This window comes from Streptomyces sp. HM190 (assembly GCF_009857135.1).
Lineage (GTDB): Bacteria > Actinomycetota > Actinomycetes > Streptomycetales > Streptomycetaceae > Streptomyces > Streptomyces heilongjiangensis.
In genome coordinates, this window is sequence record NZ_CP047318.1 from 1,067,330 (window position 1) to 1,093,902 (window position 26,573).

The 26,573-nt window shown below is 72.7% G+C and carries 26 protein-coding genes; 12 read left to right on the forward strand and 14 right to left on the reverse strand.

Features of this window, described 5'->3' with window-relative positions; all coding sequences use genetic code 11:
• The first annotated feature begins 5 nt into the window (after positions 1-5).
• Positions 6-611 carry a TetR/AcrR family transcriptional regulator gene (locus GSY65_RS04005; protein ID WP_159765982.1) on the forward strand — a complete coding sequence of 202 codons (606 nt, stop codon included), beginning with the start codon at positions 6-8 and terminating at the stop codon, positions 609-611.
• 28 nt (positions 612-639) lie between these two features.
• Here the strand turns inward: GSY65_RS04005 and GSY65_RS04010 are convergent, their stop codons facing one another.
• The 5 genes from GSY65_RS04010 to GSY65_RS04030 all read right to left on the reverse strand — a co-directional run bounded on the left by GSY65_RS04010 (position 640) and on the right by GSY65_RS04030 (position 5,782).
• Entirely contained in the window at positions 640-1,221 is a 582-nt protein-coding gene (locus GSY65_RS04010) for a GTP-binding protein (protein WP_159765983.1), read from the reverse strand.
• Positions 1,208-1,564: a DUF742 domain-containing protein gene (locus tag GSY65_RS04015; protein ID WP_159765984.1), complete on the reverse strand. Its 357-nt coding sequence runs from the start codon at positions 1,562-1,564 to the stop codon at positions 1,208-1,210. Before GSY65_RS04015 ends, GSY65_RS04010 begins: the two co-directional genes overlap by 14 nt.
• A 1-nt stretch (position 1,565) precedes the next feature.
• Complete coding sequence (locus tag GSY65_RS04020) at positions 1,566-1,994, reverse strand: roadblock/LC7 domain-containing protein (protein WP_159765985.1); 429 nt, start codon at positions 1,992-1,994, stop codon at positions 1,566-1,568.
• A gap of 48 nt (positions 1,995-2,042) precedes the next feature.
• Positions 2,043-4,463: a sensor histidine kinase gene (locus tag GSY65_RS04025; protein WP_159765986.1), complete on the reverse strand. Its 2,421-nt coding sequence runs from the start codon at positions 4,461-4,463 to the stop codon at positions 2,043-2,045.
• A gap of 314 nt (positions 4,464-4,777) precedes the next feature.
• Positions 4,778-5,782: a substrate-binding domain-containing protein gene (locus tag GSY65_RS04030; protein WP_159765987.1), complete on the reverse strand. Its 1,005-nt coding sequence runs from the start codon at positions 5,780-5,782 to the stop codon at positions 4,778-4,780.
• A gap of 367 nt (positions 5,783-6,149) precedes the next feature.
• On the opposite strand from GSY65_RS04030, the gene GSY65_RS04035 reads away from it, so the two are divergent.
• The 3 genes from GSY65_RS04035 (at position 6,150) to GSY65_RS04045 (ending at position 10,047) form a co-directional block, all read left to right on the forward strand.
• Positions 6,150-8,204, forward strand: coding sequence for a pectinesterase family protein (locus tag GSY65_RS04035; RefSeq protein WP_159765988.1), 2,055 nt, complete (start codon positions 6,150-6,152; stop codon positions 8,202-8,204).
• Between the two features lie 181 nt (positions 8,205-8,385).
• A complete protein-coding gene (locus GSY65_RS04040; RefSeq protein ID WP_159765989.1) occupies positions 8,386-8,760 on the forward strand; it encodes a DUF779 domain-containing protein in 375 nt (124 codons plus the stop codon).
• 57 nt (positions 8,761-8,817) lie between these two features.
• Entirely contained in the window at positions 8,818-10,047 is a 1,230-nt protein-coding gene (locus GSY65_RS04045) for a phosphodiester glycosidase family protein (RefSeq protein WP_443043198.1), read from the forward strand.
• 28 nt (positions 10,048-10,075) lie between these two features.
• Here GSY65_RS04045 and GSY65_RS04050 read toward each other — a convergent pair whose 3' ends face one another.
• From GSY65_RS04050 to GSY65_RS04075, 6 genes are all read right to left on the reverse strand, one after another.
• A complete protein-coding gene (locus tag GSY65_RS04050) occupies positions 10,076-10,270 on the reverse strand; it encodes a hypothetical protein (protein ID WP_159765990.1) in 195 nt (64 codons plus the stop codon).
• A 115-nt stretch (positions 10,271-10,385) separates the two neighbouring features.
• A complete protein-coding gene (locus GSY65_RS04055) occupies positions 10,386-11,294 on the reverse strand; it encodes a phosphatidylinositol-specific phospholipase C/glycerophosphodiester phosphodiesterase family protein (protein ID WP_159765991.1) in 909 nt (302 codons plus the stop codon).
• 193 nt (positions 11,295-11,487) lie between these two features.
• On the reverse strand, positions 11,488-12,573 hold the full coding sequence (locus tag GSY65_RS04060; RefSeq protein WP_159765992.1) for an acyl-CoA dehydrogenase family protein: 1,086 nt from the start codon (positions 12,571-12,573) through the stop codon (positions 11,488-11,490).
• Positions 12,570-13,754 carry an acyl-CoA dehydrogenase family protein gene (locus GSY65_RS04065; protein WP_159765993.1) on the reverse strand — a complete coding sequence of 395 codons (1,185 nt, stop codon included), beginning with the start codon at positions 13,752-13,754 and terminating at the stop codon, positions 12,570-12,572. The genes GSY65_RS04060 and GSY65_RS04065 overlap by 4 nt, the downstream gene beginning before the upstream one ends.
• The gene (locus tag GSY65_RS04070) at positions 13,751-14,728 is read right to left on the reverse strand and encodes an NADPH:quinone oxidoreductase family protein (RefSeq protein WP_159765994.1); all 978 of its coding nucleotides are present in this window, start codon (positions 14,726-14,728) and stop codon (positions 13,751-13,753) included. Before GSY65_RS04070 ends, GSY65_RS04065 begins: the two co-directional genes overlap by 4 nt.
• A 104-nt stretch (positions 14,729-14,832) precedes the next feature.
• On the reverse strand, positions 14,833-15,432 hold the full coding sequence (locus GSY65_RS04075; RefSeq protein WP_201452450.1) for a helix-turn-helix domain-containing protein: 600 nt from the start codon (positions 15,430-15,432) through the stop codon (positions 14,833-14,835).
• Positions 15,433-15,509: 77 nt separating this feature from the next.
• Between GSY65_RS04075 and GSY65_RS04080 the strand changes: the two genes are divergently transcribed.
• The 5 genes from GSY65_RS04080 to GSY65_RS04100 all read left to right on the forward strand — a co-directional run bounded on the left by GSY65_RS04080 (position 15,510) and on the right by GSY65_RS04100 (position 20,339).
• Positions 15,510-16,454 (forward strand): NAD(P)/FAD-dependent oxidoreductase, encoded by a 945-nt coding sequence (locus tag GSY65_RS04080; RefSeq protein WP_159765995.1) that lies wholly within the window; start codon positions 15,510-15,512, stop codon positions 16,452-16,454.
• A 166-nt stretch (positions 16,455-16,620) separates the two neighbouring features.
• Positions 16,621-18,159: an ATP-dependent DNA ligase gene (locus GSY65_RS04085; protein ID WP_159765996.1), complete on the forward strand. Its 1,539-nt coding sequence runs from the start codon at positions 16,621-16,623 to the stop codon at positions 18,157-18,159.
• Entirely contained in the window at positions 18,156-18,623 is a 468-nt protein-coding gene (locus GSY65_RS04090; RefSeq protein ID WP_159765997.1) for an NUDIX domain-containing protein, read from the forward strand. Before GSY65_RS04085 ends, GSY65_RS04090 begins: the two co-directional genes overlap by 4 nt.
• A 65-nt stretch (positions 18,624-18,688) precedes the next feature.
• A complete protein-coding gene (locus GSY65_RS04095; RefSeq protein ID WP_159765998.1) occupies positions 18,689-20,074 on the forward strand; it encodes an NADP-dependent succinic semialdehyde dehydrogenase in 1,386 nt (461 codons plus the stop codon).
• Between the two features lie 25 nt (positions 20,075-20,099).
• Positions 20,100-20,339: a DUF6213 family protein gene (locus GSY65_RS04100; protein WP_159765999.1), complete on the forward strand. Its 240-nt coding sequence runs from the start codon at positions 20,100-20,102 to the stop codon at positions 20,337-20,339.
• Positions 20,340-20,362: 23 nt separating this feature from the next.
• Here GSY65_RS04100 and GSY65_RS04105 read toward each other — a convergent pair whose 3' ends face one another.
• A complete protein-coding gene (locus tag GSY65_RS04105) occupies positions 20,363-21,025 on the reverse strand; it encodes a transcriptional regulator (RefSeq protein ID WP_159766000.1) in 663 nt (220 codons plus the stop codon).
• A gap of 233 nt (positions 21,026-21,258) precedes the next feature.
• On the opposite strand from GSY65_RS04105, the gene GSY65_RS04110 reads away from it, so the two are divergent.
• Positions 21,259-22,473: a cytochrome P450 gene (locus tag GSY65_RS04110; RefSeq protein WP_159766001.1), complete on the forward strand. Its 1,215-nt coding sequence runs from the start codon at positions 21,259-21,261 to the stop codon at positions 22,471-22,473.
• A 46-nt stretch (positions 22,474-22,519) separates the two neighbouring features.
• Here GSY65_RS04110 and GSY65_RS04115 read toward each other — a convergent pair whose 3' ends face one another.
• Positions 22,520-23,746, reverse strand: coding sequence for an acyl-CoA dehydrogenase family protein (locus tag GSY65_RS04115; protein WP_055540954.1), 1,227 nt, complete (start codon positions 23,744-23,746; stop codon positions 22,520-22,522).
• A 167-nt stretch (positions 23,747-23,913) separates the two neighbouring features.
• Between GSY65_RS04115 and GSY65_RS04120 the strand changes: the two genes are divergently transcribed.
• Positions 23,914-24,561 carry a TetR family transcriptional regulator gene (locus tag GSY65_RS04120; protein WP_159766002.1) on the forward strand — a complete coding sequence of 216 codons (648 nt, stop codon included), beginning with the start codon at positions 23,914-23,916 and terminating at the stop codon, positions 24,559-24,561.
• A 71-nt stretch (positions 24,562-24,632) separates the two neighbouring features.
• On the opposite strand, the gene def is transcribed toward GSY65_RS04120, so the two are convergent.
• A complete protein-coding gene (def, locus tag GSY65_RS04125) occupies positions 24,633-25,172 on the reverse strand; it encodes a peptide deformylase (protein ID WP_201452451.1) in 540 nt (179 codons plus the stop codon).
• Between the two features lie 152 nt (positions 25,173-25,324).
• Between def and GSY65_RS04130 the strand changes: the two genes are divergently transcribed.
• Entirely contained in the window at positions 25,325-26,563 is a 1,239-nt protein-coding gene (locus GSY65_RS04130) for a Mur ligase family protein (protein ID WP_159766003.1), read from the forward strand.
• Positions 26,564-26,573 lie beyond the last annotated feature (10 nt).

Here is a 26,573-nt window from a genome sequence, read left to right on the forward strand (position 1 = left end):
ACCACATGGCACGCCTGCCGTCGGCCGAACGCCGCAGACAGCTGACCGAAGCGGCGATCCGCGCGATGACCCGGGACGGCGTCCCGAGGACGACGACCCGGTCCATCGCGGCCGAGGCAGGCGTGTCCCTGAGCGTCTTCCACTACTGCTTCGCCTCGAAGCAGGAACTGATCGAGTCCGTCATCACCACCATCACGGACCACTACGTGGCGCTGGTGCGGGAGGCGATCCGGCCCCGGGAGACGCTCGGGGAGACCGTCCGGGCCGGGTTCCAGGCGTACTGGGACCACGTGTCCGCCCACCCGGGCGAGCACATGCTCACCTACGAGCTGACCCAGTACGCCCTGCGGGAGCCCGGGTTCGAGCACCTGGCACGGCGCCAGTACGAGATGTACCGCGACACGTACACCGAACTGATCGAGCACCTGCGGTGCGCGATGGACTTCGAACTGACCGTGCCGGTCCCCGTCCTGGCCCGCTACCTGGCCGCCATGACGGACGGCCTCACCCTCAACTTCCTGGTCCTGGGCGACGACACGACCTGGACGAGCATCCTCGACACCATCACCGACCACGTCTCCGGCCTCGTCCGCGAGGAGGTCCGCCCCTGAGCACCGCGACGCCGCGCGCCCTGCCCGCTCAGCGGGCCGATGTCGCGATCAGCTGGTCCAGCAGGCCGATCAGCACGTCCCGGCAGGAGGCGCGTTCGCGGGCGTCGAACAGGAGCACCGGGGTGTGCTCGGGCAGGGCCAGCGCCTCGCGGATCTCGTCCGGTTCGTAGGGGTGCTCGCCGTAGAAGCCGTTGACGCCGACGACGAACGGGATCTTCCGGCGTTCGAAGAAGTCGATCGCGGCGAAGCTCGACTCGGGTCTGCGGACGTCCACGAGGACCACCGCGCCGAGCGCGCCGATCGCCAGGTCGTTCCACATGAACCAGAACCGCTGCTGTCCGGGCGTACCGAACAGGTACAGCACCAGGTCGTCCCCGATGGTGATGCGTCCGAAGTCGAGGGCCACCGTGGTGGCCTGCTTGTCGGGGATGCCGTCGAGGTCGTCGACGCCGAGTCCCGCCGTGGTGAGGGGCTCCTCGGTGCGCAGCGGGACGATCTCGCTGACCGACCCGACCATGGTCGTCTTGCCGACGCCGAACCCGCCGGCGATGAGTATCTTCACCGCGTCGGGAGCCGGCGTCCCCGCAGGGGTGGGGTCAGAGGCGGCCAAGGCCGTCCCTCACTTTCTTCAGCAGGTCCAGGTCGGGTGTGCGGGAGATCAGCCGCGGCTGCCGTACGGTGATCCGGCCCGCCTCCAGGAGGTCGCAGAGCATGATCGCCACCACGCTCACCGGAAGGTCGAGCCCGGTGGCCAGCTCCGCCACCACGATCGGCTTGGCGCAGAGTCTGAGGATCCGGGTGTGCTCGGGCTGCGGCCGGGGGCCGCCGACGGGCTGCGGGTCCACCGCCGTCACCGTGGTGATGAGGGTGAAGTCGCTCCGACTCGGTCTGGTCCGGCCGCCGGTCAGGGTGAACGGGCGGACCAGCCGGCCCGCCGCGTCGCCTCCGTTCACCTCACTCGCCGCTGTCCGCGACGACCACGCCCGCGCGGGGGGCCGCGCTGAGGTGCTCGCCGATCTTCTTCACCAGCATGTTCATCTGGTACGCCACCACGCCGACGTCGGCGCCCTGCCGGGTGAGCACGGCGAGGTTGGCACCGGGCCCGGCGTTGGTGAGGATGAGGAAGGCGTTGCCCATCTCTATGAGCAGCTGGCGCACGGGACCGCCGCGGAAGTCCATGCTGACGCCCTTGCTGAGGCTCATCAGCCCGGACGCGGTCGCCGCCAGCCGCTCGGCGTCGTCACGCAGGAACGCGGTGGACTTGCTGACGACCAGCCCGTCCTCGGAGAGCACGACGGCGTGGTCGACCTCGGCGACCCGGTCCACCAGTCCGGTGAGCAGCTGGTCGAGCTGGCTGTGGGTGGCGGGGGTGGGGCGTGTCATCTGTGTGTCCTTCATGAGCGGGCTGCGGCGGGGTAGTCGATGGGGACGTCAGGTGCCGGGGGCGGGGATCCTGTCCCCCGGGTCGGCGGACGCGGTTTCCTCCTCCCGTCCGTACTCGGGTTCCGCCCCGTCGTCACGTGCCTGAAGGGTTCCGCGCTGGAATCCGGCGAGCGAGGAGGCGGCTCGTTCGGCCGTGAAGTCGTCGTCCTCCACCCCGTCGGGGCAGGGCGCCGACTCCTCCTTCAGTTCGTCCACCAGGCTGGTCTGCGGCACCCGCCGGGGCAGGGGGATCCGGCCGCCGTTCGGACGGGCCGAGGACGTGCGGGCCGAGGACGTGCGGGCCGAGGACGTGCGGGCCGCGCTCCTGGTGCCGTTCGCGACCGGGGTCTCCTGGGTCCGGGGGCGCGCCGCGGGCCGGTCCTCCGGCTCGGGCTCGGCCGGTACGGATGCGGGCTCGGCGGCGGCGACCCGCCGGGCCACCAGCGAGGACCGCGCGGGCGGCTGCTCCTCGTCGGAGCCGTCCGTCTCCGGTTCGGGGGCCTCGTGGACGACGATGTCGTGCGGGATCAGCACGATCGCGGTGGTGCCCCCGTACGGCGAGGCCCGCAGGGTGACGCCGATGCCGTGCCGGGTGGCGAGGCGGGCGACGACGAACATGCCGAGCCGGAGGTCGTCGGCGAGGGCCACCACGTCGAACTGCGGCGGTACCGCCAGCTGGGCGTTGAACGCCTCGTAGTCCTCCTCGGACATGCCGAGCCCGCGGTCCTCGACCTCCAGGGCGAGGCCCTTCGCGACGATCGCCGCGCGCACGCTCACGGGGCTGGGGGCCGGCGAGTAGGAGGTGGCGTTGTCGATCAGCTCGGCGAGGAGGTGGATCACGTCGGCCACGGCGGGCGGGGCGATCCACACGTCGTCCTCGGTGTGCACCTCGACCCGCTGGTACTGGGCGACCTCGCCGACGGCGCTGCGCAGGATGTCGATCAGCGCGACCGGCTCGGTCCAGGTACGGCCGGGCCGCTCGCCGCTGATGATGACGAGGTTCTCCTCGTAGCGGCGCAGCTGGCTCGCGGTGGAGTCCAGCTCGTACAGGCCCTTGAGGATCTCCGGGTCCTGGTGCCGGCGCTCCAGTTCGTCGAGCTTGGCGAGCTGGAGGTTGACCAGGTTCTGGCTCTGCCGGGCGATGCCGAGGATGACGCGCTGGAAGCCGCGCCGGGTGTCGGCGAGTTCGACGGCGGTGTGCACGGCGGTGCGCTGGGCGGTGTTGAACGCCTTGGCCACCTGCCCGAGTTCGTCGGTGCCGTAGTCCAGCGGGGCCGCCGCCGTGTCGACGTCGATCTTCTCGCCGCGCTCCAGGCGGGCGACGACGTCGGGCAGCCGTTCCTGGGCGAGGCTGAGGGTGGCGGTCCGCAGGCCCCGCAGCCGCAGCGACAGGGAGCGGGTGATGCGCCAGGACATCACGACGCACAGCAGCAGCGCGGCGAGTCCGGCGGCGCTGAGCGAACCCGCCTTGATGAGCAGCCCGCGGGCCTCCTCGCCGCTGCGGTCCAGCAGGGCGCGGGTCTGTTCCCGGATCAGCTTCTCGTACTGGACGGTGAGACCGTCCAGGGCGGTGTCCCAGCGGTCCCGGGAGTCGGGGAGGGCGGTCCGGCGGTCCTTGCCGGTGCCGGTGGCGTGGGCGGCGAGGACCTGGTCCTCGACCGCCTGGAGGTTCTGCCAGTCCTTGTCCTGGACGATGCGCTCGACCTCGCTCTTGACCTCCCCTTCGAGGGAGGGCACGAGCTGGTTGTCGACGAGCCAGCGCCGGGCGTTGACCACCTGCGCGAAACGCTCGCGGGAGGCGTCGTCGAGTTCCCCGGCGGGCCAGTTCAGGGTGAGGAGGGCGTCCTCCTGGGAGACCAGCTCCGCGGCCTGTTCGAGGGTGACGAGCGGGCCGGCCCGGGAGGTGAGGTCGCCGTCGTCGACCTGGGACAGCTCCTGGAAGGCGTGGATCTGGCCGTCGATGATCTCGCTGTACTGGTCGAGGATCTGCTCGGGGGTGATGTCGGTGGGGTTGTCCACCTGGCCGCGGTAGTACTCCAGGCTGCCGGAGCCGGCCATCACCGAGTACAGCCGCTCGCCGATGCGGTCGGGGGCGTCCTCGATGGCGTCCGCCTTCGCGGCGAGCCGGGCGACCGCGGCGTCCGTCTTCCCGCGCTGTTCCTCCAGGGCCGTCCTGGAGCTGCCGGGGGCGGCCATGTAGGCGGCGGAGAGGGCGCGCTCCCGCTGGAGGGCCAGGGTGGCGTCGGTGCCCATGGCCCCGGTGGACTTGCTGAGCCCCGTCTGCGCCCGCAGCCGCAGCCCCTCGGAGAACATCTGCGTCGTCGTCATGGCCCAGCTCGCGGTGAGCGTGACGCTGGGGATGAGAGCCAGCAGGATCAGCGAGAGACGTATGGAGCCGAGACGGCGCCGGGCGCCGGTCCTTGGGGGCATCGTCGTCCTTGGGCGGTTGCGGGGAGCGGGCGGTTGCGGGGGCGGGGCTTCGTCGGCCGCGGGTGGTGGGTGGTCACCCGTCCGTACGGTGCACAGGGGATGCGCAGGATGTTATCCGCACAAGTGAACGCGCGCGTCCGGGGTGGTCGAAAGCTTGGTGCCGCCGTTACCGGACCGTTCCGGATGGTTGGGATCCGTGGTGAACCTGTGCCCGAACGGAGGGTTCCGTTCGGTGTGCGCGGCGGACGCGTGCGGGCCGCGGGCCCGGTGTGCGTGCCGCTCGCCTCGGGGCCAGGCGGGTCGTCGGCATCGCGTCATCGGGTGCCGTTCGCGGCGAACTTCTCGATCCCGGCGATGTTCTTCCTGGTCACGAACGCGGGACCGGTGAGCACCGGTTCCACGCCGCCGCCGCTGACGTTGCCGTTGGTGCGGTGGAGCCAGAGCCCGTCGACCGCGAGGTAGCCCTGGAGGTACGGCTGCTGGTCCACGGCGAACTGCACGGCACCGCTCCGGACGGCCTTGACCAGGTCCGCGTTGAGGTCGAAGGTGGCGACCTCGGCCCGGTCCCCCGCGTCCTCGACGGACTCGACGGCGGCGAGCGCGTACTGCGCGCCGAGGGTCACGACCTGGTCGATGGAGGGGTCCTGGCGGAGCTTCGCGGCGATCACGCCGGTCACCTGGTCCATGTCGGCGCCGTCGACGTAGAGGTTCTCGGTCTGTCCGCCGAACGTCTTGCGGACACCGGCGCAGCGGGCCTCCAGGGCGACATTGCCGCGTTCGTGGACGACGCAGACGGCGTGCCGGGCGCCGCGGGCGTCCAGTTCCCTGCCGAGCGCCCGTCCGGCGACGGACTCGTCCTGGCCGTAGAAGCCCAGCAGGCCCTGGGCCCGCCAGGCGTCGATACCGGAGTTGAGGGCGACGACGGGTATGCCGGCCGCGCGGGCCTCGGCGACCGCGGCGCGCATGGCCCGGGGCTTGGCGAGGGTCACCGCGATGCCGTCGACCTTGTCGGCGGTCGCGTCCCGCACCAGTTTCGCCTGGGCCGCGGCGTCGGGGTCGCTGACGAAGGTCAGGTCGACGCTGTCCTTGGCCGCCGCGGCCTCCGCTCCCTTGCGCACCCGGTCCCAGAAGGCGTCCCCCTCCGCCCCGTGGGCGATGAGGGCGATTCTCATCCCGCTTCCGCCCGACGTTCCGTCGCCCGCGCCGGAGTCGGATCCCGTGAGGACGGAGCATCCGGTGACGGTGAGGCAGACGGCGGCGGCGAGGGCCGCGGCGCGCGACAGCAGGGAGGAACGGCGGGCGGCGGGGGCTGGGGTCATGGGGGTGCGGCACCTCGCTGTGCGGCCAGGGCGGGACGTCGGGAGAGGCGAAGACGCCACGTGCACCGCGCTGACGTGCGGCGACTGGCTGACTTTCGCTGGGCGGAGCCAATCGCGTGTGACGCCCGGTAGTCAAGTGACCAACGAAATCGATGTACTGCTGTGACTGGTCGGAGGCGACCGGCACACACGTGTCACCCTCGGGGATCCCCGCACCTCCGGCACCGATCGGATCCGGCCAACTGCCCTGATCCGTCGGGGCCTTTCCCGGTTGGCCGGAATCCGCCCGGAGGGGCGGCAACCTCTTCCCGCCCGGCGGCGACTGCTCGGCTGACCGACCATCCCCCACACGGAACGGAAGCGACTCGTGACGGAGATCCGCAGCAAGGCCCGGCACCGCAGGAGGAGGACGGCGTTCCTGGTCGGGCTTCCCCTGGCCCTGACCGCCGCCGGCACCATGACGTACGGCTCCGCCTTCGGCGCGTCCGCCGAGGACGCCCGGCCGCTCGCCGCCGCGGCCGACCCCGCCTGGGCCACGGAGACCGCCGACGGTTTCGCCTCGGTGGACGCCCTCGGTCAGAAGGGCACCTACGGCGGCCGTGACGGCAGAACGGTCACCGTGCGGACCCTAGCGGACCTGGAGAGGTACGCGACGGCCGCCGAGCCGTACGTCATCGTGGTCGCCGGGACGATCGCCATGAACCCGGTGGGCAAGGAGATCAAGGTCGCCTCGGACAAGACGATCGTGGGCGCGGGGACGTCCGGGCACATCGTCGGAGGCGGCTTCTTCCTGGGCCCCGGCGTGCACAACGTCATCATCCGCAACCTGACGATCCGGGACTCCTACCAGGGCGTCTGGAACGACAAGGACCACGACTTCGACGCGATCCAGATGGACGGCGCCCACCACGTCTGGATCGACCACAACGACCTACGGAACATGGCGGACGGCCTGATCGACAGCCGCAAGGACACCACCTACGTCACGGTGTCCTGGAACAAGCTGAGCCAGAACAACAAGACGTTCGGCATCGGCTGGACCACGAACACCACCGCCGACCTGACGATCCACCACAACTGGTTCCGGGAGACCGAGCAACGCAACCCGTCCACCGACAACGTGGCCCACGCGCACCTGTACAACAACTTCCTGGAGGACGTGGCCGGCACGGACATCGCGTCGTCGTACGGCAACTACGCGCGCGGCAACACCAGGATGCTCCTGGAGAACAGCTACTTCCAGGGCATGCGCAACCCGGTGACGAAGGACGCGACGGCGTCCCTGGTCCAGCGCGGCAACGTCTTCTCCGGTACCTCCGGCCGCAACGAGAGCGGCGGCACCGCCTTCGACCCCCGGGCGTACTACCCGTACACCCCCGACAAGGCGGCCGATGTGCCCGCTCTGCTCAAGACCGGTGCCGGACCGAGGAGTTCGATCGGGACGACGACCGCGACGAAGGCGGCCGCGGCCACCACGCTCACCGTGGCCAAGGACGGCAGCGGCCAGTTCACCAGCGTGCAGAAGGCCGTCGACGCGGTGCCCGCGAACAACCCCGCACGGGTGATCATCTCCGTCGGGCCGGGCACCTACCGGGAACTCGTGAAGGTCCCGTCCAACAAGCCGCACGTCACCATCCAGGGCTCCGGCGGCAGCCGCAAGGACACCGTGATCGTCTACAACAACGCCGCCGGCACGCCCAAGCCGGGCGGCGGCACCTACGGCACCGGCGGCAGCGCCACCGTCGCCGTCGAGGCCGACGACTTCCAGGCCCGCAACCTGACGATCTCCAACGACTTCGACGAGGCCGCCAACCAGTCCCTCAGCGGCCACCAGGCGGTCGCCCTGCGCACCGCCGCCGACAAGGTCGTCCTCGACGGCGTGATCGTCACGGGCGACCAGGACACCCTGCTGCTCGACACGGCGTCGAAGGACCGGCTGGGCCGCGTCCACGTCACGAACTCCTACGTCATCGGCAACGTCGACTTCATCTTCGGCCGGGCCACGGCCGTCATCGACCGGTCGGTCATCACCCTCAAGAAGCGCTGGAACGGCACCTCCGCCGGTTACGTCACCGCCCCGAGCACGGCCGCGGGCCGCAAGGGCATCCTGATCGCCAACTCCACCGTCAACGGCGACGTCGCCGACCGGAGCTTCTACCTCGGGCGCCCCTGGCACGCGGGCGGCGACGCCTCCCTCGACCCGCAGACGACGGTCCGCAACACCACCCTCAGCGCCGCCGTGAAGACCACGCCGTGGACCGACATGAGCGGCTTCTCGTGGAAGGACGACCGCTTCGCCGAGTACCGGAACCAGGGCCCCGGCGCGGGCGGCCCGAGCGGAGACCGCCCGCATCTGACCGACGCGCAGGCAGCCGACCAGGAGGTCGCGGACTGGCTGGCCGGCTGGACGCCCGGCGCCTGACGTCCCCTCGGCCGAGGAGCCCCGGCCGAGGAGCCCCGGCCCTCGCGGAGGCACCGCCCCCCAGGGGCCTCCCCGTCCGCGGACTTCGGGAGCGGACGCGGTGCCGGTCTGACCGCGACCGGTCTCTCCGGCGTCCCGGCACGCAACGTCCTCGCAACCTGACGAGGCGTTGACTGCGGTCATGGATGTGGTCCCGCGTGTAGAGCTGACCCCCGCGGCCGCCGCCCTGGTGCGGCGGCTGCGGGCGGCCCACGGCCCGCTGATGTTCCACCAGTCGGGCGGCTGCTGCGACGGCAGCGCCCCCATGTGCTACCCCGACGGCGAGTTCCGCACGGGCGACTCGGACGTCCTCCTCGCGGAACTGCGGGTCGACGGGGTCGACGAGGCGGTGGGCTTCTGGATGTCCCGCGGCCAGTACGAGGTGTGGAGTCACACCCGGCTCATCGTCGACGTCGTCCCCGGCCGCGGCAGTGGCTTCTCCCTGGAGGCGCCCGAAGGAGTGCGATTCCTGATCCGTTCCCGCGTCGTCGGCCCTGAGGGGCCGCCCGGCCGGTAGTCGTCTGGTGCACTTCCCCTGGGTCCTGGGACGGTTGACGAGACATCAGGGGGCACCGTGACACGTCGTGGCGGACGGCTCAGAACGGTACTGACGGCTCTCGCGGCGTGGAGCGTGCTCACCGGCGCGGCCCTCGTGGGGGCGGCGCCGGCCACCGGCGCGCCGCGGTCCGCGGAGCTCGCGCCGGGCGTCGCGTACACCGAGTTCGACGTGACGGGCGCGCAGGGTGTGGCGCACGCGCATGTGCTGAGTGTCGACCTGCGCGACCGCCGGGTGGGCGTCGGCCTGCTATACCCGGGCGCGGTGGCCGCCCGGCAGACCGTGTCCCGGATGGCCACCGCCGCGGGCGCCGTGGCCGGGGTGAACGGCGACTTCTTCCACATCACCGAGGTCCAGCACCCCGGTGTCGCGGCGACGGGCGCGTCCGTGGGCCCGGCGATCGCCCGCGGGCAGGCTCTCAAGGCGGCCGTGCCCGACGGCCAGCGCTTCGGCCCGGCCCCGCCACCCGGTACCAGCACCAAGGACGTGCTCGGCGTCACGGCCGACGGCGTGGCCCGCCTCGACCGCATCGCCCTCGACGGCTCCGTCACCACCGCCGGGGGCGTCCGCCCGCTCGGCGGCCTCAACCAGTACGCCCTGCCCGTCGGTTCCGTCGGCGCGTTCACCTCAGACTGGGGCACCGTCTCCCGGATGCGGGCCGTGTGCGGCACCGACACCGACCGGGCGGCACCGTGCAGCACCGACGTCCACGAGGTGCTGGTCGCCGACGGCCGGGTGGTCTCCGTCGCGCCCGCACCCGGCAGTGGGGCCGTCGCGGCCGGCGCCACGGTCCTCGTCGGCCGCGAGGCGGGCGCCCGGTGGCTGCGCACGCTCTCCCCCGGCGACCCCGTCCAGGTGCGGCACCGGCTGGTGGCGGCGACGAGCGGCACCGCCTACACCTTCGCGCTCGGCGGCCACCCGCTGCTGCGGGCGGGCCGGCCGCTGCCGGGGATCGACGACACGGTCTCGGCCGTACGCACGGCCGCCGGTGTCGCCGAGGACGGCCACCGGCTGCTGCTGCTCGCCCTGGACGGCGCCCCCGCCCACCGGTCCGGCCTGACCGTCGCCGAGGTCGCGGAGGTGATGCGGGGGCTGGGTGCCGACGACGTGTTCAGCCTGGACGGCGGTGGCTCCTCCACGCTGGTCGCCCGTGCCGCCGGCGAGAGCGCCGTGACCGTACGGAACCACCCCAGCGCCGGCGAGGAACGGGCCGTGCCGAACGGGATCGGGGTGTTCACCACCCCCTGACGGCCGGCGTGCGGACACGCGCCCCGGCTCAGGGATCGAGGCTGCTGACGATGTCCGCCGTCGCGGTGATGCCGTTGTGGATGGTCGGCGCCAGGCTCGTGCTCGCCATGGTGAACCCGAGCAGCACACAGACGACGGCGTGCGAGAGTTTCAGCGCGCCGTTGCGCATGAAGACCGCCGCCAGGATCACGAGCAGCAGCACCACAGAGATGGAAATGGCCATCGTCGAACCTCCTCCGCCACGTCCGCTTCGCAGCATTCGGCCGCAAGTGTGGCGTAGCGGAGGGTTGGTCCGTGCGGCTGACGTGTCCGCCGAACGTGTGGTGTCGGTGGAGCGGTCAGCGCGCCCGGTGGGTGTCGAGGAAGGCTTCGAGGCCCGCGAGGTCGTCGGTGTGGAGGTGGTCCACGCCGGCGGCGAGGAGTTCGCCCCAGACGGCGTCCCGTTCGGGGCCCGGCAGGTCGGGCGTCGCCCAGAACCGCACCCGCTGCCCGCGTCCGTGCGCCGTCGAGACGACGGCCCGCAGCCTGGCCCGCTCGGCCTCGGGGAACGGACCGGCGCCCCGCCAGGTGAAGTTCAGCGACCAGTTGTCGGAGACCAGCGGGATGAGGGAGGCGGGCGCGGCTGTCGTGCTCACTAGTGCCGCATCAGGCAACGTTGCCTGCCGCGGCACCAGGTCGGCGAGCCGCCCGTCGTAGAAGGCGTGGCGCTCGGTCTGCGCCTCCATGGGGACGCGGGCGGCGCGGTCCCCGGAGATCACGGCCGTCACCGGTCCGGGGCGGACCCGGCCGTGCGCGTACGTCGTGAACAGGTGGCGGTGGCGCCGCAGACGGCGGTCCAGTTCCCGATAGGTCGCGGCGCCCTCGGTCTTGATGTCGATGAGGAGCTGCAGCGGCCTGCGGTGTCCCCGGTACACGGAGCCGTGGTGGGCGCGGACGCGGGCGGCGAGCGGCTCCAGGTAGAGGGATTCGAGGGTGCGGGCCGGGTCGAGGTCCTCGGGGTCGTGGGCGACGAGGAGGTGGCCGCCGACGAGGAAGAGGTCGGCCTCGACACTGCCGAAGCGGTGGTCGAGGGCGTCGAGGAGGGGGCGTGGGTGCTCGTAGTCGTTGTGCGCGTGGGCCCGCCACAGTGGCCGGGGGCGGTGGCCGTGCCGCTCCGTGGCCAGGGCGTCGGCGGCGGGCAGGGCGAGCGGGCCGGCGAGTGCGGCACCGAGGGTGGTGAGGGCTCTGCGGCGGGTGGTGAGGGCCATGCGCTGCCTCCCCTGAGTCGCGTACGGGACCCAGTGAGTATGGGGGCAGCGTTCCCGCAACGAGCAGGTACGGGGCAGGAGTTGGCTGGAGGTACGCCGTGCGTTCACCCCGCCCGCGCGCGGTGCGCGAGAAGGCCCGCCCCTGGTGGGGCGGGCCTTCTCGCGCGCTTGCGCGGTGCTGTCCGACGGCGGCTCAGGGGGCGCGCAGGTCGACCAGTTCGGCCAGTGCCTCCCGGTGGGCGCCCGCGGTGCCGTACGCGATCGCGTCGGCCTTGGCCCGCTTGAGGTACAGGTGGACCGGGTGCTCCCAGGTCATGCCGATGCCGCCGTGCAGTTGCAGTGCCTCCTCGGCCGCGTGGACGGCCACGGGCGCGGCGAACGCCTGGGCGACGGCCACCGCCACGTCGATGTCGTCGCTGCAGGTGGCGAGCGCGTCGGCCGCGTTGCGGGCGGCCGCCCGCAGGTTGACGACCTCCAGCCACAGCTGCGCCAGCCGGTGCTTGAGTGCCTGGAAGCCGCCGACGGGCCGGTTGAACTGCTTGCGTTCCTTGAGGTAGCGGACCGTCTCGGTCAGCGTCCAGTCGGCGAGCCCGAGTTGCTCGGAGGCGAGCAGGCCCGCCCCGGCGCGCAGGGCCCGGCGCACGGCGGGTTCCGCGTCGCCGAGGAGGCGGCCGGGCGCCCCGTCGAGCGTGACCGTAGCCAGCGGCCGGGTCAGGTCCAGGGACGGCCGCGGGGTGACGGTCGCGGCGGAGGCGTCGACCGCGTACAGGCCGCCGTCGTCGGCGGGGAGGAGGAGGACGTCGGCGACGGCCGCGTCCGCGATGCCGGTCAGCTCGCCGTGCAGGGCGCCGTCCTCGAACCGTACGACCTTGTAGGCGCCGCCGGCGGGGACGTTCAGCGCGACCGCGAGGGCGCCGATCCTGCGGCCGGAGGCCAGTTCGGCGAGCAGGTCGTCGGCGGCGCAGGCCAGCAGGGCCTCGGTGGCGACGACGGCGCTCGTGAGGTATGGCAGGGGGGCGACGGCGCGCCCCAGCTCCTCCAGGACGACGGCGGCCTCGCGGTGGGTGGCGCCCTGGCCGCCCCGGTCCTCGGGCACGAGGAGTCCGGCGAGCCCCATGCCCTCGGCCAGTGCCTTCCAGGCGGCGAGGTCGTGCGGGGCGTCGGACTCCACGCGCGCGATCACACCGGCCGCGTCGCAGTGGTCGGCGAGCAGGTCGCGGACGGCCGCGCGGAGCGCCTCTTCCTCCTCCGTGTACAGCAGGTCGGGCTGGGTGCTCATCGGGCCAGGTCCTTCCAGGCGACGTCCTTGTCGGTGCGCGCTTCGGGGGGCAGGCCGAGGACGCGTTCGGCGACGATGTTCAGCAGGACCTCGGTGGTCCCGCCCTCGATGCTGTTGCCCTTGGAGCGGAGGTAGCGGTAGCCGGCGTCGCGGCCGACGAAGTCGACCAGTTCGGGGCGGCGCATGGTCCAGTCGTCGTACAGCAGGCCCTCCTCGCCGCGGAGTTCGACCTCCAGGCCGCTGATCTCCTGGTTGAGGCGGGCGAAGGCGAGCTTCATGCCGGCGCCCTCGGGACCGGGCTGTCCGGCGACGAGCTGCTGGCGCAGCCGCTCCGCGGTGAGGCGGGCGGCCTCGGCCTCGACCCACAGCGTGAGCAGCCGCTGGTGGAGGTCGTGGGTGCGCAGTTCGGGCCGTTCGCGCCAGGTCCTGGAGACGGGGCCGATCATGCCGCCCTCGCGGGGCAGCCGCATACCGCCGATGGCGACGCGTTCGTTGTTGAGGGTGGTCTGGGCGACCTTCCAGCCGTCGCCGACGTCGCCGAGGCGGCGGGAGTCGGGGATGCGGACGTCGGTGAGGAAGACCTCGTTGAACTCGGCCTCGCCGGTGATCTGCCGCAGCGGCCGGACCTCGATGCCGGGGTCGGTCATGTCGCAGAGGAAGTAGGTGATGCCCTGGTGCTTGGGCACGTCCGGGTCGGTGCGGGCGATGAGGATGGCCCAGCGGGCGACGTGGGCGCTGGACGTCCAGACCTTCTGCCCGTTGACGACCCAGTCGCCCTCGCCGGTACGGACGGCGCGGGTGCCGAGCGCGGCGAGGTCGGATCCGGCTCCGGGCTCGCTGAACAGCTGGCACCAGACCTCCTCCCCGGTCCACAGGGGCCGCAGATAGCGCCGCTTCTGCTCCTCGGTGCCGTAGGCGAGGATCGTCGGGGCGGCCATGCCGAGGCCGATGCCGATGCGCCGCGGGTCGTTGTCGGGGGCGCCGGCCGCCTCCAGCTCCGCGTCCACGACGGCCTGGAGGGAGCGGGGGGCGCCGAGACCGCCGAGGCCCTCGGGGTAGTGCACCCAGGCGAGCCCGGCGTCGAAGCGGGCCCGCAGGAAGTCCAGCCGCTCGGTGCCGGCGGGCGGGTGCGCGGCCAGCAACGCGGCGGTGCGGCGCCTCAGTTCGGCTGCGTCGGTCATGCGGCGGCTCCGTTCTCCGGTGCGGGCACCACGACGACCCGGCCGGTGGTGACCCCGTCCGCGACGCGCTGGACGGCGGCCGCGGCCCCGTCGAGCGGCACCCGTTCGCTCACCAGGGGCCTGACGACGCCCCGCGCGGCGAGTTCGGTGAGCTGTTCGTGGCAGTGCTGGACCAGCTTCGGGTTCCTGGTGTTGTACAGGCCCCAGTGCAGGCCGAGGATCGAGTAGTTCTTGACGAGGGCGTGGTTGAGGCCGGGGCTCGGGATGCTCCCACTGGCGAACCCGACGACCACGATCCGTCCTTCGAAGGCGACGACCTTGGTCGACTGCGTGTAGGCCTCGCCGCCCACGGGGTCGTAGATCACGTCGGCGCCCCGGCCCCCGGTGGCGTCCTTGACGGCGGAGACGACGTCCTCGCTCCGCCGGTCCACCACCACGTCGCAGCCCAGCTCCCGGGCGACGGCGGCCTTGTCGGCGCCACCGACGACCCCGATGACCCTGGCGCCGGCCGCCTTCCCGAGCTGCACGGCCGCGCTGCCGACCCCTCCCGCGGCAGCGTGGACGAGCAGTGTCTCCCCCGCTTCGAGGCAGGCCCGGCGGTGCAGGCCGAACCAGCCCGTCTGGTAGCCGATGTGCAGGGCGGCGGCCTCCGCGTCGTCCAGCGCCCCGGGCGCCGGCAGCAGGGCCGCGGCGTCCGCCACGGCGTACTCGGCGAAACCGCCGTACGGCAGTGCCGGGGTGGCGATGACCCGGCGGCCGTCCTCGGTCTCGCCGCAGATCTCCACGCCGGGCGTGAACGGCAGCGGCGGGCGGACCTGGTAGAGGCCCCGGGCCATCAGGACGTCCGGGAAGTTGATGTTCGCGGCGCGCACTTTCAGCAGGACCTGGCCGTCGCCGGGCGTGGGCGGCTCCACGTCCTGGAGCCGCATCACCTCGCTCGGCTCGCCGTTCTCGTGCACGTGCCATGCCTGCATGCGGTTCCTCCACGTGACAGCTTCGTCGGACCGGGGTCGACCGACATCCGCATACTAAGCGGTCGCTTGCCGTCCGGGGAACACTCGGCGGGCAGGAGCGTGTGTCACGGGCGGGCGGGCTTGGCCCGGACGTGCATCCGCTCCCCCTGCGGCCCGAAGAGACTGAGGAACTCCGCCGGTGCCTCGCCCGCCGCCCCGAACCAGTGCGGCACCCGGGTGTCGAACTCGGCGGCCTCCCCGGCGGTCATCACCACGTCGTGCTCCCCGAGCACGACCCGCAGCCTCCCCGAGAGCACGTACAGCCATTCGTACCCCTCGTGGGTGCGCGGATCGGGGACCTGCTGCCCCTCCGGCTCGACGCGCACCTTGAAGGCCTGCAGGCCGCCCGGCTGGCGGGTGAGCGGCCAGTACGTCCGCCCGTGCCGCACGATCGGCCTGGACCGGATCCGGGGATCACCGACGGGCGGCTCCCCGACCAGTTCGTCCAGCGGGACCTGGTGGGCCCGCGCGATCGGCAGCAGCAGCTCCAGGCTGGGCCTGCGCAGCCCCGACTCCAGCCGGGAGAGGGTGCTCACGGAGATCCCGGTCGCCTCCGACAGGGCCGCGAGCGTCACCTCGCGCTCCTTGCGCAGGGCCCGCAGCCTCGGCCCGACCCCGGCGAGCACCTCGTCCGTCCCGCTCACCGCCTCACTGTTCTCCCTCATACCGCTATTGCAGTTTCGGCAAAGACATTTGTCAATACGGCATCTGCCGGGCGACCTTCTCCGTGGAGGTGGTCACCATGACCCAGCAGTACGAAGTGATCGTGATCGGCGGCGGCGCGGCAGGACTGTCCGCGGCCCTGGTCCTCGGCCGGGCCCGGCGGCGTACCCTGGTCGTCGACGCCGGGGAGCCACGCAACGCGCCCGCCGCCCACATGCAGGGCTATCTGTCGCGGGACGGCATGCCGCCGGGGGAGTTCCTGGCCGTGGGCCGCGAGGAGATCGCCCGGTACGGCGTCGATCTCGTCCGGGGCCGGGCGGTCGACGTCACCCGCGACGAGGACGCGGACGACGCGGGCTTCACGGTGACCCTGGACGACGGCCGGACGTGCCACGCCCGGCGCCTCGTCGTCGCCACCGGCCTCCAGGACGAGCTGCCGGCGGTCCCCGGGATCGCCGAGCGCTTCGGGCGGGATGTTCTGCACTGCCCCTACTGCCACGGCTGGGAGGTGCGGGACCAGGCGTTCGGCGTGCTCGCCACCACCCCCCTGAGCGTGCACCAGGCCCTGATGGTCTCCCAGTGGTCCAAGGACGTCACCCTGTTCCTGCACACCGTCCTCGAGAGCGACCTCGCCGACGACGACCTCCGCCGGCTCGCCGCGGCCGGCGTCCGAGTAGTCCCCGGCGAGGTGGCGGCCCTGCTGACCGAGGACGACCGCCTCACCGGCGTCCGCCTCGCCGACGGCACCACCCACCCCCGCCAGGCCCTCTTCGTCGCCCCCCGTCCGCTCCCCCGGACCGGCCTCCTCGAACACCTGGGCGCCGACCTCCACGAGACCCCCTTCGGCGCGTACCCCGTGGTCGACGCGACCGGCCGGACCTCGGTCCCCGGCGTCTGGGCGGCGGGCAACGCCATGGGCTTCTCCGAACAGGTCGTCAACGCGGCCTCCTCCGGCTACCGCGCGGGAGCCACCATCAACGGAGACCTCCTGATGACGGACCTGGACAGGCAGTGCCCGGCCTGAAGCGGGGGGAAGCGGGGGCGCGGGACCGCGCGGACGATCGGCCCGAAGGGCCGTCGAAGGGGCACGGGGAACCGCGTGACCAGCCCCCGCCACCCGCACCCGCCGGCGCACCCCCAGCGCCCCCACCCGATAGGCGCCCGGCCGAACTCCGTAGGACCATGGCTGCATGCTGTTCGCCCAGCTAGCCCACCTGTCCCAGCAGGTAGCCGCCACCTCGGCCCGCTCCCGCAAGACCGCTCTGCTCGCCGAGCTGTTCCGGGAGGCGGACGCCGAGGACGTGCCGATCGTCATCCCGTACCTCGCGGGCCGGCTCCCCCAGGGCCGTCTCGGCATCGGCTGGAAGGTGCTCGACCAGGACGTCACGCCCGCTGCCGAGCCCACCCTGACGGTACGCGACGTCGACGCCCGCCTGACGAAGATCGGCGGTGTCACGGGCACCGGCTCGCAGGCCGGACGCAGACGGCTCGTGGGCGAGTTGCTCGCCCAGGCCACCGACGTCGAGCAGCGGTATCTGTTCGGGCTGCTCACGGGCGAGGTCCGGCAGGGCGCGCTCGACGCGGTGGCCGTCGAGGGGCTGGCCTCGGCGACCGGCGCGCCCCCCGCCGGCGTACGCCGGGCGGTGATGCTCGCCGGCTCGCTCCAGACGGTGGCGCGGGCGCTGCTCGCGGACGGCCCGCCGGCCCTGGAGCGGTTCCGGCTCACCGTGGGGCGGCCCGTCCTGCCGATGCTCGCGCACAGCGCCTCCTCGGTCGGGGAGGCCGTGCAGAAGCTGGGCACCTGCGCGGTCGAGGAGAAGCTGGACGGCATCCGCGTCCAGGTCCACCGCGACGGCTCCGACGTGCGCCTCTACACCCGGACCCTCGACGACATCACCCACCGTCTCCCCGAACTGACGGCGGCGGTGCTGGAGTTGCGGGGCGAGCGGTTCATCCTCGACGGAGAGGTGATCGCGTTCGACGCGACGGGACGGCCGCGGTCCTTCCAGGAGACCGCCGGGCGGGTCGGCTCACGGCTGGACGTGGCGACGGCGGCCGAGCAGATGCCCGTCGCGCCCGTCTTCTTCGACGCGCTCTCCATGGACGGCCGGGACCTTCTCGACCTGCCGTTCACCGAACGCCACAGCGAGCTGGCCCGGCTGGTCCCGGAGCCGATGCGGGTCCGGCGCACTCTCGTGCACAGCTCCGACGACCTCGCCGAGGCGGAACGCTTCCTCACCGACACGCTCGCCCGGGGCCACGAGGGGGTCGTGCTGAAGTCCCTGGACGCCGCGTACAGCGCGGGGCGGCGCGGTGCCTCCTGGCTGAAGGTGAAGCCCGTGCACACCCTCGACCTGGTGGTGCTGGCCGCCGAGTGGGGCCACGGACGGCGCACCGGCAAGCTCTCCAACCTGCACCTCGGCGCGCGCACCGCCGACGGCGGCTTCGCGATGCTCGGCAAGACCTTCAAGGGCATGACCGACGCGCTGCTGGCCTGGCAGACCGAGCGGCTGCGGGAGTTGGCCGTCGAGGAGAGGGGCTGGGGTGTGACCGTCCGCCCCGAACTGGTCGTCGAGATCGCCTACGACGGCCTCCAGCGCTCCACCCGCTACCCGGCGGGTGTCACCCTCCGTTTCGCGCGCGTCATCCGCTATCGGCCGGACAAGACCCCCGCCGAGGCCGATACGGTCGAGACCCTGCTCGCCGCACACCCGGAGGTCACCCGGTGACGACGTCCAAGCGCAGTGCCGGCCTGCTGCTGTACCGCCGCACCGAGCACGGCGTGGAGGTGCTGCTGGGGCACATGGGCGGCCCGTACTTCGAGCGGAAGGACGCGGGCGCGTGGACGGTGCCGAAGGGCGAGTACGAGCCCGACGAGCCCGCGTGGGAGGCGGCACGCCGCGAGTTCCGGGAGGAGCTGGGGCTGGAGCCGCCGGACGGGGAGGCGGTCCCCCTGGGCGAGGTGCGGCAGACCAACGGCAAGATCGTCACGGTGTGGGCGATCGAGGCCGACCTCGACACGTCGGCCGTGGTGCCGGGGACCTTCCGGATGGAGTGGCCGCCCCGGTCGGGGCGGATCGAGGAGTTCCCCGAACTGGACCGCGTGGAGTGGTGCGACCTGGAGCGGGCCCGCGCGGTGCTCGTGACGGCGCAGAGGGAGTTTCTCGACCGGCTGCCTGAGCACTCGGACTGAGCCCGCGTTGCGGTGTTCACCGCCGCGCGGGAAGGTCGAGGGACAGCCCACGCAGGAGGTCAGGCATGCCCATCGCGACGGTGAATCCGGCGAACGGCGAGACGCTCAGGACGTACGAGGCCCTGGGCGAGGAGGAGATCGAGCGTCGGCTCGCGACGGCCGACCGCACGTTCCGCACGTACCGGACGACGTCGTTCGCGCAGCGCGCCCGGCTGCTGCGCCGGGCCGCCGACCTCCTGGACGAGGACACGGCGGACGTCGCCCGCGTCATGACGACGGAGATGGGCAAGCCGGTCAGGCAGGCCCGTGCCGAGGCCGTCAAGTGCGCGAAGGCGATGCGCTGGTACGCCGAGCACGCGGAGGTGCTGCTCACCGACGTGGAGCCCTCCGCCGCGGACGTGAAGGACTCCGGCGCCGACCGCGTCCTGGTCCGCTACCGCCCGCTCGGTCCGGTCCTCGCGGTGATGCCGTGGAACTTCCCGCTGTGGCAGGTGATCCGCTTCGCCGCGCCCGCCCTGATGGCCGGCAACGTGGGTCTGCTCAAGCACGCCTCGAACGTCCCGCAGACCGCGCTCTACCTGGAGGACCTCTTCCGCCGGGCGGGCTTCCCCGAGGGCTGCTTCCAGACCCTGCTCATCGGGTCCGGGGCGGTCGAGGCCGTCCTGCGCGACCCGCGGGTCCGTGCCGCCACCCTCACCGGCAGCGAGCCCGCGGGCCGGTCCGTGGCCTCCGTCTGCGGCGACGAGATCAAGAAGACGGTGCTGGAGCTGGGCGGCAGCGACCCGTACATCGTGATGCCGTCCGCGGACGTCGGCCGCGCGGCGAGCACCGCGGTGACGGCGCGCGCGCAGAACACCGGTCAGTCCTGCATCGCCGCCAAGCGGTTCATCGTGCACGCCGACGTGTACGACGCCTTCGCCGAGCGTTTCGTCGCGGGCATGAGGGCGCTGAAGGTGGGCGACCCGCTGGACGAGGACACCGACGTCGGGCCGCTCTCCAGCGAGCGGGGCCGTGAGGACCTGGAGGCGCTGGTCGACGAGGCCGTGGAGAGCGGCGCCACGGTGCTGTGCGGCGCGGAGCGCCCGGACGGGCCCGGCTGGTACTACCCGCCGACCGTCCTCGCCGACATCACGCCCGAGATGCGTGTCCACCGCGAGGAGACCTTCGGTCCTGTCGCCACCCTGTACCGGGTAGCCGACCTCGACGAAGCGATCGCGATCGCCAACGACACCCCCTTCGGGCTCAGCTCGAACGTGTGGACCCAGGACGCGGCCGAGGTCGACCGCTTCGTCCGGGACCTCGACGCGGGAGGCGTCTTCGTCAACGGAATGACCGCCTCACATCCGGCGTTCCCGTTCGGCGGGGTCAAGCGGTCGGGCTACGGACGTGAGCTGTCCGGACACGGAATCCGGGAGTTCTGCAACATCACCACCGTGTGGCACGGGGCGTGAGCGTTCCGCGGTTACCATCCCCGTTGTGAACCGCGAAGTGACTCTGCCTCTGATCGTCGACGACCGCGGGACCCTCCAGGTGGCCGCCGCCGATGTCAGCAAGCTGCTGCGCACGGTGGGCGGACGGTGGCTGCACCTGGTGGAGGCCGGCGCGGCCGACCTGGACGAGGACACGGTGGCCGCGCTGACGATCGAGCTGGCGAAGCTGGCCGACCGTATCGACGTGGCGTGCATCGCGCACAGCAGTGGTGCCGTGTCCGGCTGAGCCGGCCGCCCGCCCGCGCCTGCTCACAGGCGGGCGAGGGTGCTCCAGAACAGGGATTCGTAGCTCTGCAGCAGCCGGCCGTGGCGGTGGGCGAGCCTCTCGTCGATCCGGCCCGCCTCCCAGCCCTCCTCCACGGCCGCCCGTGCGGTCCGCTCCAGGTCCGGGGACGGCTCGGCGAAGAAGTCGAAGAACGCGCACGCCTCGTCGGTGAGGTCGTAGTGGTGGCGCAGGGCTCGCGCGATCGTGGCGCAGTAGCCGCCCCAGGAGGCGAAATTGGCGGTCAGGGCGAGGACCGCGTCGGCCGGCGCGGCCTCCAGGGCGAGCCGGGCGACGTACGACGGGTAGGCCTGGCAGCCCGGCAGCGGTTCATGGGCGGCGGCCCGTTCCTCGTCCAAGCCGCAGGCCCGCGCGAACGCCGTGAGATGGCCGGCCGCGACGTCCTCGCCGTCGGAGAGCAGCCGGAAGAAGGCGGCACCGGCGGGTGCCCCGGTCGCCGCGCGCTCGGCCAGACGGGCGAAGGAACGCTGGTCGGAGGCGATCACCAGGGTCTGTTCCAGGGCCAGCACGGCGAGGGTGGCGCGGTCGGCCGTGCCGGAGGCGACGAGCGGCAGCAGGGGGTTGTCGCCGGGGTCGGGGGCCAGTTTCGCGGTGAGGGTGTCCAGCAGGTTCCCCGCCGTGCGCGTCATGGCGTACTCCCGTCGGTTCCGTCGGTGGCGTGGTGCCCCCTCGACCATGGCACGGCCGCCCGGTGCGCAGTAGTGGACGGTGGTCCGTCCGGCTTCGCCGGTCCGGAGTAGTCCGGCGCGAGATCGCCGGGCCGGCGGGAGATCGTGGGTACCCGAGCGCATCTGCGCGTGCCCCGGGCCCGAAAGGCCCTTCCGGACAGCGAAAGCAGGCGTTTCCCCATGCGTGGCGACACATGACGACGAGCGAAGAGACCCTGGGCGCACCGCCGGTACGGCACTGGCCCGCCCTGAGGCTGGCCGGGGTCGACTTCGACCCGGTGCTGGCCGAGCTGATGCGGCAGGGGCCGATCAACCGGATCCAGCTGCCCAACGGGGAGGGGTGGGCGTGGCTGCTGACCCGCCACGACGACGTACGGCTGGTGACGGAGGACCCCCGGTTCAGCCGGGCGGAGGTGGCAGGCCGTCAGGTCACCCGGTGGGCGGCGCACTTCGCGCCGCGGCCCGGTGCGATGCCCCTGGCCGACACGCCGGACCACGCCCGGCTGCGCCGCGCGCTCGCCCCCGCCTTCGACGTCCCCGGCATCGCACGGCTGCGGGCGACGGCGCGGCGGAAGCTGGAGGCGACGGTGGACGCGGTGCTGCGCGGCGGCCCGCCCGCGGACCTCGTCGCGCGGGTGCTGGAGCCGTTCGCGGTCACCGTGATCTGCGACCTGATGGGCGTCCCCGAGGCGGACCGCGAGGACATGCGGGTGCGGACCCGGCGGATCCTGTCCTCGGCGGAGGACGCCGAGGCGGGCGAACGGGCCGAGCGGGAGATGACGGCGTACTTCGCGCAGGCCGTCGCCGGGCACCGGGACTCCGGCGGGGAGGACGTCGTCTCCCTGCTCGGCGCGGCCGTGGGCCGGGGCGACATCGCCGCGGAGGAGGCGCCGGCCCTGGCCGCCTCGCTGCAGGTAGGCGGTGAGGCCCTCACCCACAACACGGGCCGGATGTGCTTCGTCCTGCTGAGCCGCCCCGACCTCGTCGCCCGGCTGCGTGAGGATCCCGGGCTGCGGCCGCGCGCCGTCGACGAACTGCTGCGGTACATCCCGCACCGCAGCGCCGTCGGCCTGGCCCGGATCGCCCGGGAGGACGTGGTCCTCCACGGTGTCCGCATCCGGGCCGGCGACCCGGTGTACGTGTCGTACCTGGCCGCCAACCGCGACCCGGACGTCTTCCCCGACCCCGAGCGCATCGACTTCGACCGTGTCCCGAACCCCCATCTCGCCTTCGGGCACGGCGCCCACTCCTGTGTGGGGGCCGGCCTGGCCAGGCTGGAGGCCGAACTGGTCGTGGACGTGCTCCTCGGCCGGGTGCCGGGCCTGCGGCCGGCGGTGCCGCCCGCCGAGGTGTGCTGGCGGCGCGGCGCCCTGTTCCGGGGCCCGGAGGCCCTCCCGGTCACCTGGTGACCGTCGTCCCCGGGGCTCCGCCCGCCTCCGGGGCGGGGCCGCGGTGCTACCGGATGGACATCCCCGAGACGGTGCGGGCGATCACCAGGCGCTGGATCTCGCTGGTCCCCTCGAAGATCGTGTAGATGGCCGCGTCCCGGTGCATCCGCTCCACCGGGTACTCCCGCGTGTAGCCGTTGCCGCCGAGGATCTGCAGCGCCTGCGCCGTCACCTTCTTCGCCGTCTCGCTCGCGAACAGCTTCGACTGCGAGCCCTCGGCGGCGGTGAACGGCTTGCCGTTGATCGCCATCCACGAGGCCCGCCACACGAGCAGCCGGGCCGCGTCCACGGACGTGCGCATGTCCGCCAGTTGGAACGCGACGCCCTGGTTGTCGATGATCGGGCGCCCGAACTGCTCACGGGTCTTGGCGTACTCCAGGGCGACCTCGTAGGCGGCGCGGGCGGTGCCCACGGCCATCGCCCCGACCGCGGGCCGGCTCGCCTCGAAGGTGGCCATCGCCGCGTTCTTCACCCGCTCGCCGCCGGCCTTGGCCCGCTCGCGGGCGCGCGCCAGGCGCTCGTCGAGCTTCTCCTTGCCGCCGAGGAGGCAGGAGCCGGGGACGCGCACGTCCTCCAGGACGACCTCGGCGGTGTGCGAGGCGCGGATGCCGTGCTTCTTGAACTTCTGGCCCTGGGACAGGCCGGGCGTGTTCGGCGGGACGATGAAGGACGCGTGGCCCTTGGAGCCGAGTTCGGCGTCGACCACGGCCACCACGACGTGGACGTTGGCGATGCCGCCGTTGGTCGCCCAGGTCTTCGTGCCGTTGAGGACCCACTCGTCCTTGGCCTCGTCGTAGACCGCGCGGGTCCGCATGGAGGCGACGTCGGAGCCGGCGTCGGGCTCGGAGGAGCAGAACGCGGCCACCTTGACGTCGTTGGCGTCGCCGTACATCTGGGGGATCCAGGTGCCGATCTGCTCCTCGGTGCCGTTGGCGAGGACGCCGACCGCGGCGAGGCCGGTGCCGACGATGGACAGCGCGATGCCGGCGTCGCCCCAGAACAGTTCCTCCATGGCCATGGGGATGCCGAGACCGGTGGGGTCGAAGTACTGCTGGGCGTAGAAGTCCAGGGAGTAGATGCCGACCTTGGCGGCCTCCTGGATGACCGGCCAGGGCGTCTCCTCGCGCTCGTCCCACTCGGCGGCCGCGGGCCGGATCACATCGGCGGCGAATCCGTGCAGCCAGTCGCGGACCTCTCGCTGTTCCTCGTTGAGTTCCATGGTGAACTCGGCCATGACGCCTCCAGCACTGCCCTAAGATGTTACCTGCGGTAACGCGAGTCTGTTACCGGTCGGTAGGAAAAGTCAACTCCCGGGTCGCCCTCGGTAGCCCGTTCGAACGTGACGTGTGCGTCAGTGCTACTTTGCGCAGGCGTCACCGAAATCTGCACTGGGGGAGAGACATGGACACCACGCAGTCGACCGACCAGGAGCGGTCCGCCGACCGCCGTCGGCGCGAGCTGCTGGAGGCCGCGGACCGTGTGGTGCTCCGCGACGGCCCCGGGGCGTCGATGAACGCCATCGCGGCCGAGGCCGGCATCACCAAGCCCATCCTGTACCGCCACTTCGGCGACAAGGGCGGACTCTACGCCGCGCTCGCCCAGCGTCACACCGATGCCCTCCTGGACTCCCTGCGGGCCGCCCTGGACGCCCCGGCGGAGCGCCGGGAACGCGTCGAGGCGACCCTCGACACCTATCTCGCGGCCATCGAGGCCCGCCCTCAGGTGTACCGCTTCCTGATGCACCCCGCCGAGGGCGGCCAGCCCGGGGGCGACCAGGGCTTCGACGTCGGCAAGCACTCCGCTCCCCTGCTGCGCCGCATGGGCGAGGAACTGGGCAAGGTCATAGAGGACCGCCTCGACCTCGGCCCGAACAGCCGCCTGCTCTCACGGATCTGGGGCCACGGCATCGTCGGCATGATGCAAGCCGCGGGCGACTGGTGGCTGGGCGAACGTCCCTGCAGCAGGGCAGAGTTGGTCCGCAGCATGGCCGACCTGCTGTGGGGCCGGCTGGCGGCGGCGGGCGACAAGGTGGGCGGGCCGGGCTTCTGACACCGGCCGCGCCGGAAGGGGCGTGGTGCGCCCCCCGACCCGCGGCGGCGCACCCGCCGCCGGCTCCCGTGTCAGCGGCCCCACGGCGCCTTCGCGATCTTCCGCCGCACCCGGGACCGGCGCCACCCCGAGAGGTGGTCCACATACACCCGCCCCTCCAGGTGGTCGCACTCGTGCTGGAGGCACCGCGCGAAGAACCCCGTGCCCGGCACCCGTACGCGGTCCCCGTCGACCGTGCGCCCCTCCACCACGGCCTCGTCGTACCGTTCCACCCCCGCCTCCAGTCCGGGCAGCGACAGACAGCCCTCCGGCCCGCGCAGCAGGATCCCGTCCGCCGACACCAGCCGCGGGTTCACCACATGGCCGAGATGGCGCTCGTCCTCGTCGTCCGGGCAGTCGTACACGAACACCCTCAGCGCCCGGCCCACCTGGTTCGCGGCCAGACCCACGCCCCGCGCCGCGTACATCGTCGCGAACATGTCCTCCACGAGCCGCTCCAGTTCGGGACCGAACTCCGTGACTTCTTCACACGGGGCGTGCAGGACGGGGTCCCCGAGCAGGGTCAGGGGGAGAACGCGCCCTCGGGCGCCGGGAATCGAGCCGCTTCGCATGGGCGCAAGAGTACGTTCGGACCCGATATCGCCGGTCCCGTCGGTGCTACCGGCCCAGCGAGATTCGGGCGCGTGAGTGGATCTCGATAGGCTTTGGTCCACACGTTGCCGGGACTGGGCGCGGCGCTGTACGCAAGGAGGATCGAGAACTGATGGCAGGCAACTCGGACCCGCTGACGCCGCGGGCCAAGCTGGCCGTGACGGCGGGCAAGGCGGTCGCGGCGGCATCCCGTGCCGCGGGACGCGGTAGCGGATCGGTGATCGGCGGCCGGGTGGCCCTCAAACTCGACCCCGATCTGCTCGCACGACTGGCGCAGAACCTGGACGTCGTCCTGGTCTCCGCCACCAACGGCAAGACCACCACGACCCGGCTGATCGCGGAGGCGCTGCGCGCCGCGGGCCCCGTCGTGTCGAACGCGCTCGGCGCGAACATGCCCGCGGGCATCACCTCGGCGCTCGCCGGGAACTCCGACTCCAAGTTCGGTGTCATCGAGGTCGACGAGAAATACCTCGCCGGTGTGGCGCGGGACACGGACCCCAAGTGCATCGCGCTGCTCAACCTCTCGCGCGACCAGCTCGACCGGGCCGCCGAGACCCGCATGATGGCGGAGGCATGGCGCGAGGGCCTGGCCGGCACCAAGTCCGTCGTCGTCGCCAACTGCGACGACCCGCTGGTGGTGTGGGCCGCGTCGTCCTCCCCCAACGTGGTCTGGGTCGCCGTCGGCCAGATGTGGAAGGACGACGCCTGGTCCTGCCCGTCCTGCGGCGGTGTGATGCAGCGCCCGGGCGACGACTGGTTCTGCGGTGAGTGCGGCTTCCGCCGGCCCACCCCGAGCTGGGCGCTCTCCGGCGACCACGTCCTCGACCCGCACGGATCGGCCTGGCCGATCCACCTCCAGTTGCCGGGCCGCGCCAACAAGGCCAACGCCGCCTCGTCGGCCGCCGTCGCCGCCGTCTTCGGGGTCCCCCCGCAGGTCGCCCTGGAACGGATGTACCAGGTGCAGGCCGTCGCCGGACGCTATGACGTGGTGCAGTTCATGCAGCGCGACCTGCGGCTGCTGCTCGCCAAGAACCCGGCGGGCTGGCTGGAGACGTTCTCGCTGATCGACCCGCCGCCGTCGCCGGTGATCCTGTCGGTGAACGCGCGGGGCGCCGACGGCACCGACACCTCCTGGCTGTGGGACGTGGACTACACGCGGCTGACCGGCCACCCGATCTTCGTGCTGGGCGACCGGAAGCTGGACCTCGCGGTGCGTCTGGAAGTGGCGGGCCAGCACTTCCAGGTGTGCGACAGCCTCGACCAGGCGGTGCAGATGTGCCCGCCGGGCCGGATCGAGGTCATCGCGAACTACACCGCGTTCCAGGACCTGCGCCGCCGCGTCGGCAACTGACCACGAGGAC

Excerpts from the sequence above, each read along its gene's own strand:
- GSY65_RS04020 (WP_159765985.1), bottom strand. The coding sequence starts at position 1,994 with ATGACACGCCCCACCCCCGCCACCCACAGCCAGCTCGACCAGCTGCTC.
- GSY65_RS04080 (WP_159765995.1), top strand. The coding sequence starts at position 15,510 with ATGACCCAGCAGTACGAAGTGATCGTGATCGGCGGCGGCGCGGCAGGA.
- GSY65_RS04055 (WP_159765991.1), bottom strand. The coding sequence starts at position 11,294 with ATGGCCCTCACCACCCGCCGCAGAGCCCTCACCACCCTCGGTGCCGCA.
- GSY65_RS04110 (WP_159766001.1), top strand. The coding sequence starts at position 21,259 with ATGACGACGAGCGAAGAGACCCTGGGCGCACCGCCGGTACGGCACTGG.
- GSY65_RS04070 (WP_159765994.1), bottom strand. The coding sequence starts at position 14,728 with ATGCAGGCATGGCACGTGCACGAGAACGGCGAGCCGAGCGAGGTGATG.
- GSY65_RS04085 (WP_159765996.1), top strand. The coding sequence starts at position 16,621 with ATGCTGTTCGCCCAGCTAGCCCACCTGTCCCAGCAGGTAGCCGCCACC.
- GSY65_RS04105 (WP_159766000.1), bottom strand. The coding sequence starts at position 21,025 with ATGACGCGCACGGCGGGGAACCTGCTGGACACCCTCACCGCGAAACTG.
- GSY65_RS04065 (WP_159765993.1), bottom strand. The coding sequence starts at position 13,754 with ATGACCGACGCAGCCGAACTGAGGCGCCGCACCGCCGCGTTGCTGGCC.
- GSY65_RS04115 (WP_055540954.1), bottom strand. The coding sequence starts at position 23,746 with ATGGCCGAGTTCACCATGGAACTCAACGAGGAACAGCGAGAGGTCCGC.
- GSY65_RS04005 (WP_159765982.1), top strand. The coding sequence starts at position 6 with ATGGCACGCCTGCCGTCGGCCGAACGCCGCAGACAGCTGACCGAAGCG.
- GSY65_RS04025 (WP_159765986.1), bottom strand. The coding sequence starts at position 4,463 with ATGCCCCCAAGGACCGGCGCCCGGCGCCGTCTCGGCTCCATACGTCTC.
- GSY65_RS04060 (WP_159765992.1), bottom strand. The coding sequence starts at position 12,573 with ATGAGCACCCAGCCCGACCTGCTGTACACGGAGGAGGAAGAGGCGCTC.
- GSY65_RS04050 (WP_159765990.1), bottom strand. The coding sequence starts at position 10,270 with ATGGCCATTTCCATCTCTGTGGTGCTGCTGCTCGTGATCCTGGCGGCG.
- GSY65_RS04130 (WP_159766003.1), top strand. The coding sequence starts at position 25,325 with ATGGCAGGCAACTCGGACCCGCTGACGCCGCGGGCCAAGCTGGCCGTG.
- GSY65_RS04075 (WP_201452450.1), bottom strand. The coding sequence starts at position 15,432 with ATGAGGGAGAACAGTGAGGCGGTGAGCGGGACGGACGAGGTGCTCGCC.
- GSY65_RS04040 (WP_159765989.1), top strand. The coding sequence starts at position 8,386 with ATGGATGTGGTCCCGCGTGTAGAGCTGACCCCCGCGGCCGCCGCCCTG.
- GSY65_RS04120 (WP_159766002.1), top strand. The coding sequence starts at position 23,914 with ATGGACACCACGCAGTCGACCGACCAGGAGCGGTCCGCCGACCGCCGT.
- GSY65_RS04095 (WP_159765998.1), top strand. The coding sequence starts at position 18,689 with ATGCCCATCGCGACGGTGAATCCGGCGAACGGCGAGACGCTCAGGACG.
- GSY65_RS04030 (WP_159765987.1), bottom strand. The coding sequence starts at position 5,782 with ATGACCCCAGCCCCCGCCGCCCGCCGTTCCTCCCTGCTGTCGCGCGCC.
- def (WP_201452451.1), bottom strand. The coding sequence starts at position 25,172 with ATGCGAAGCGGCTCGATTCCCGGCGCCCGAGGGCGCGTTCTCCCCCTG.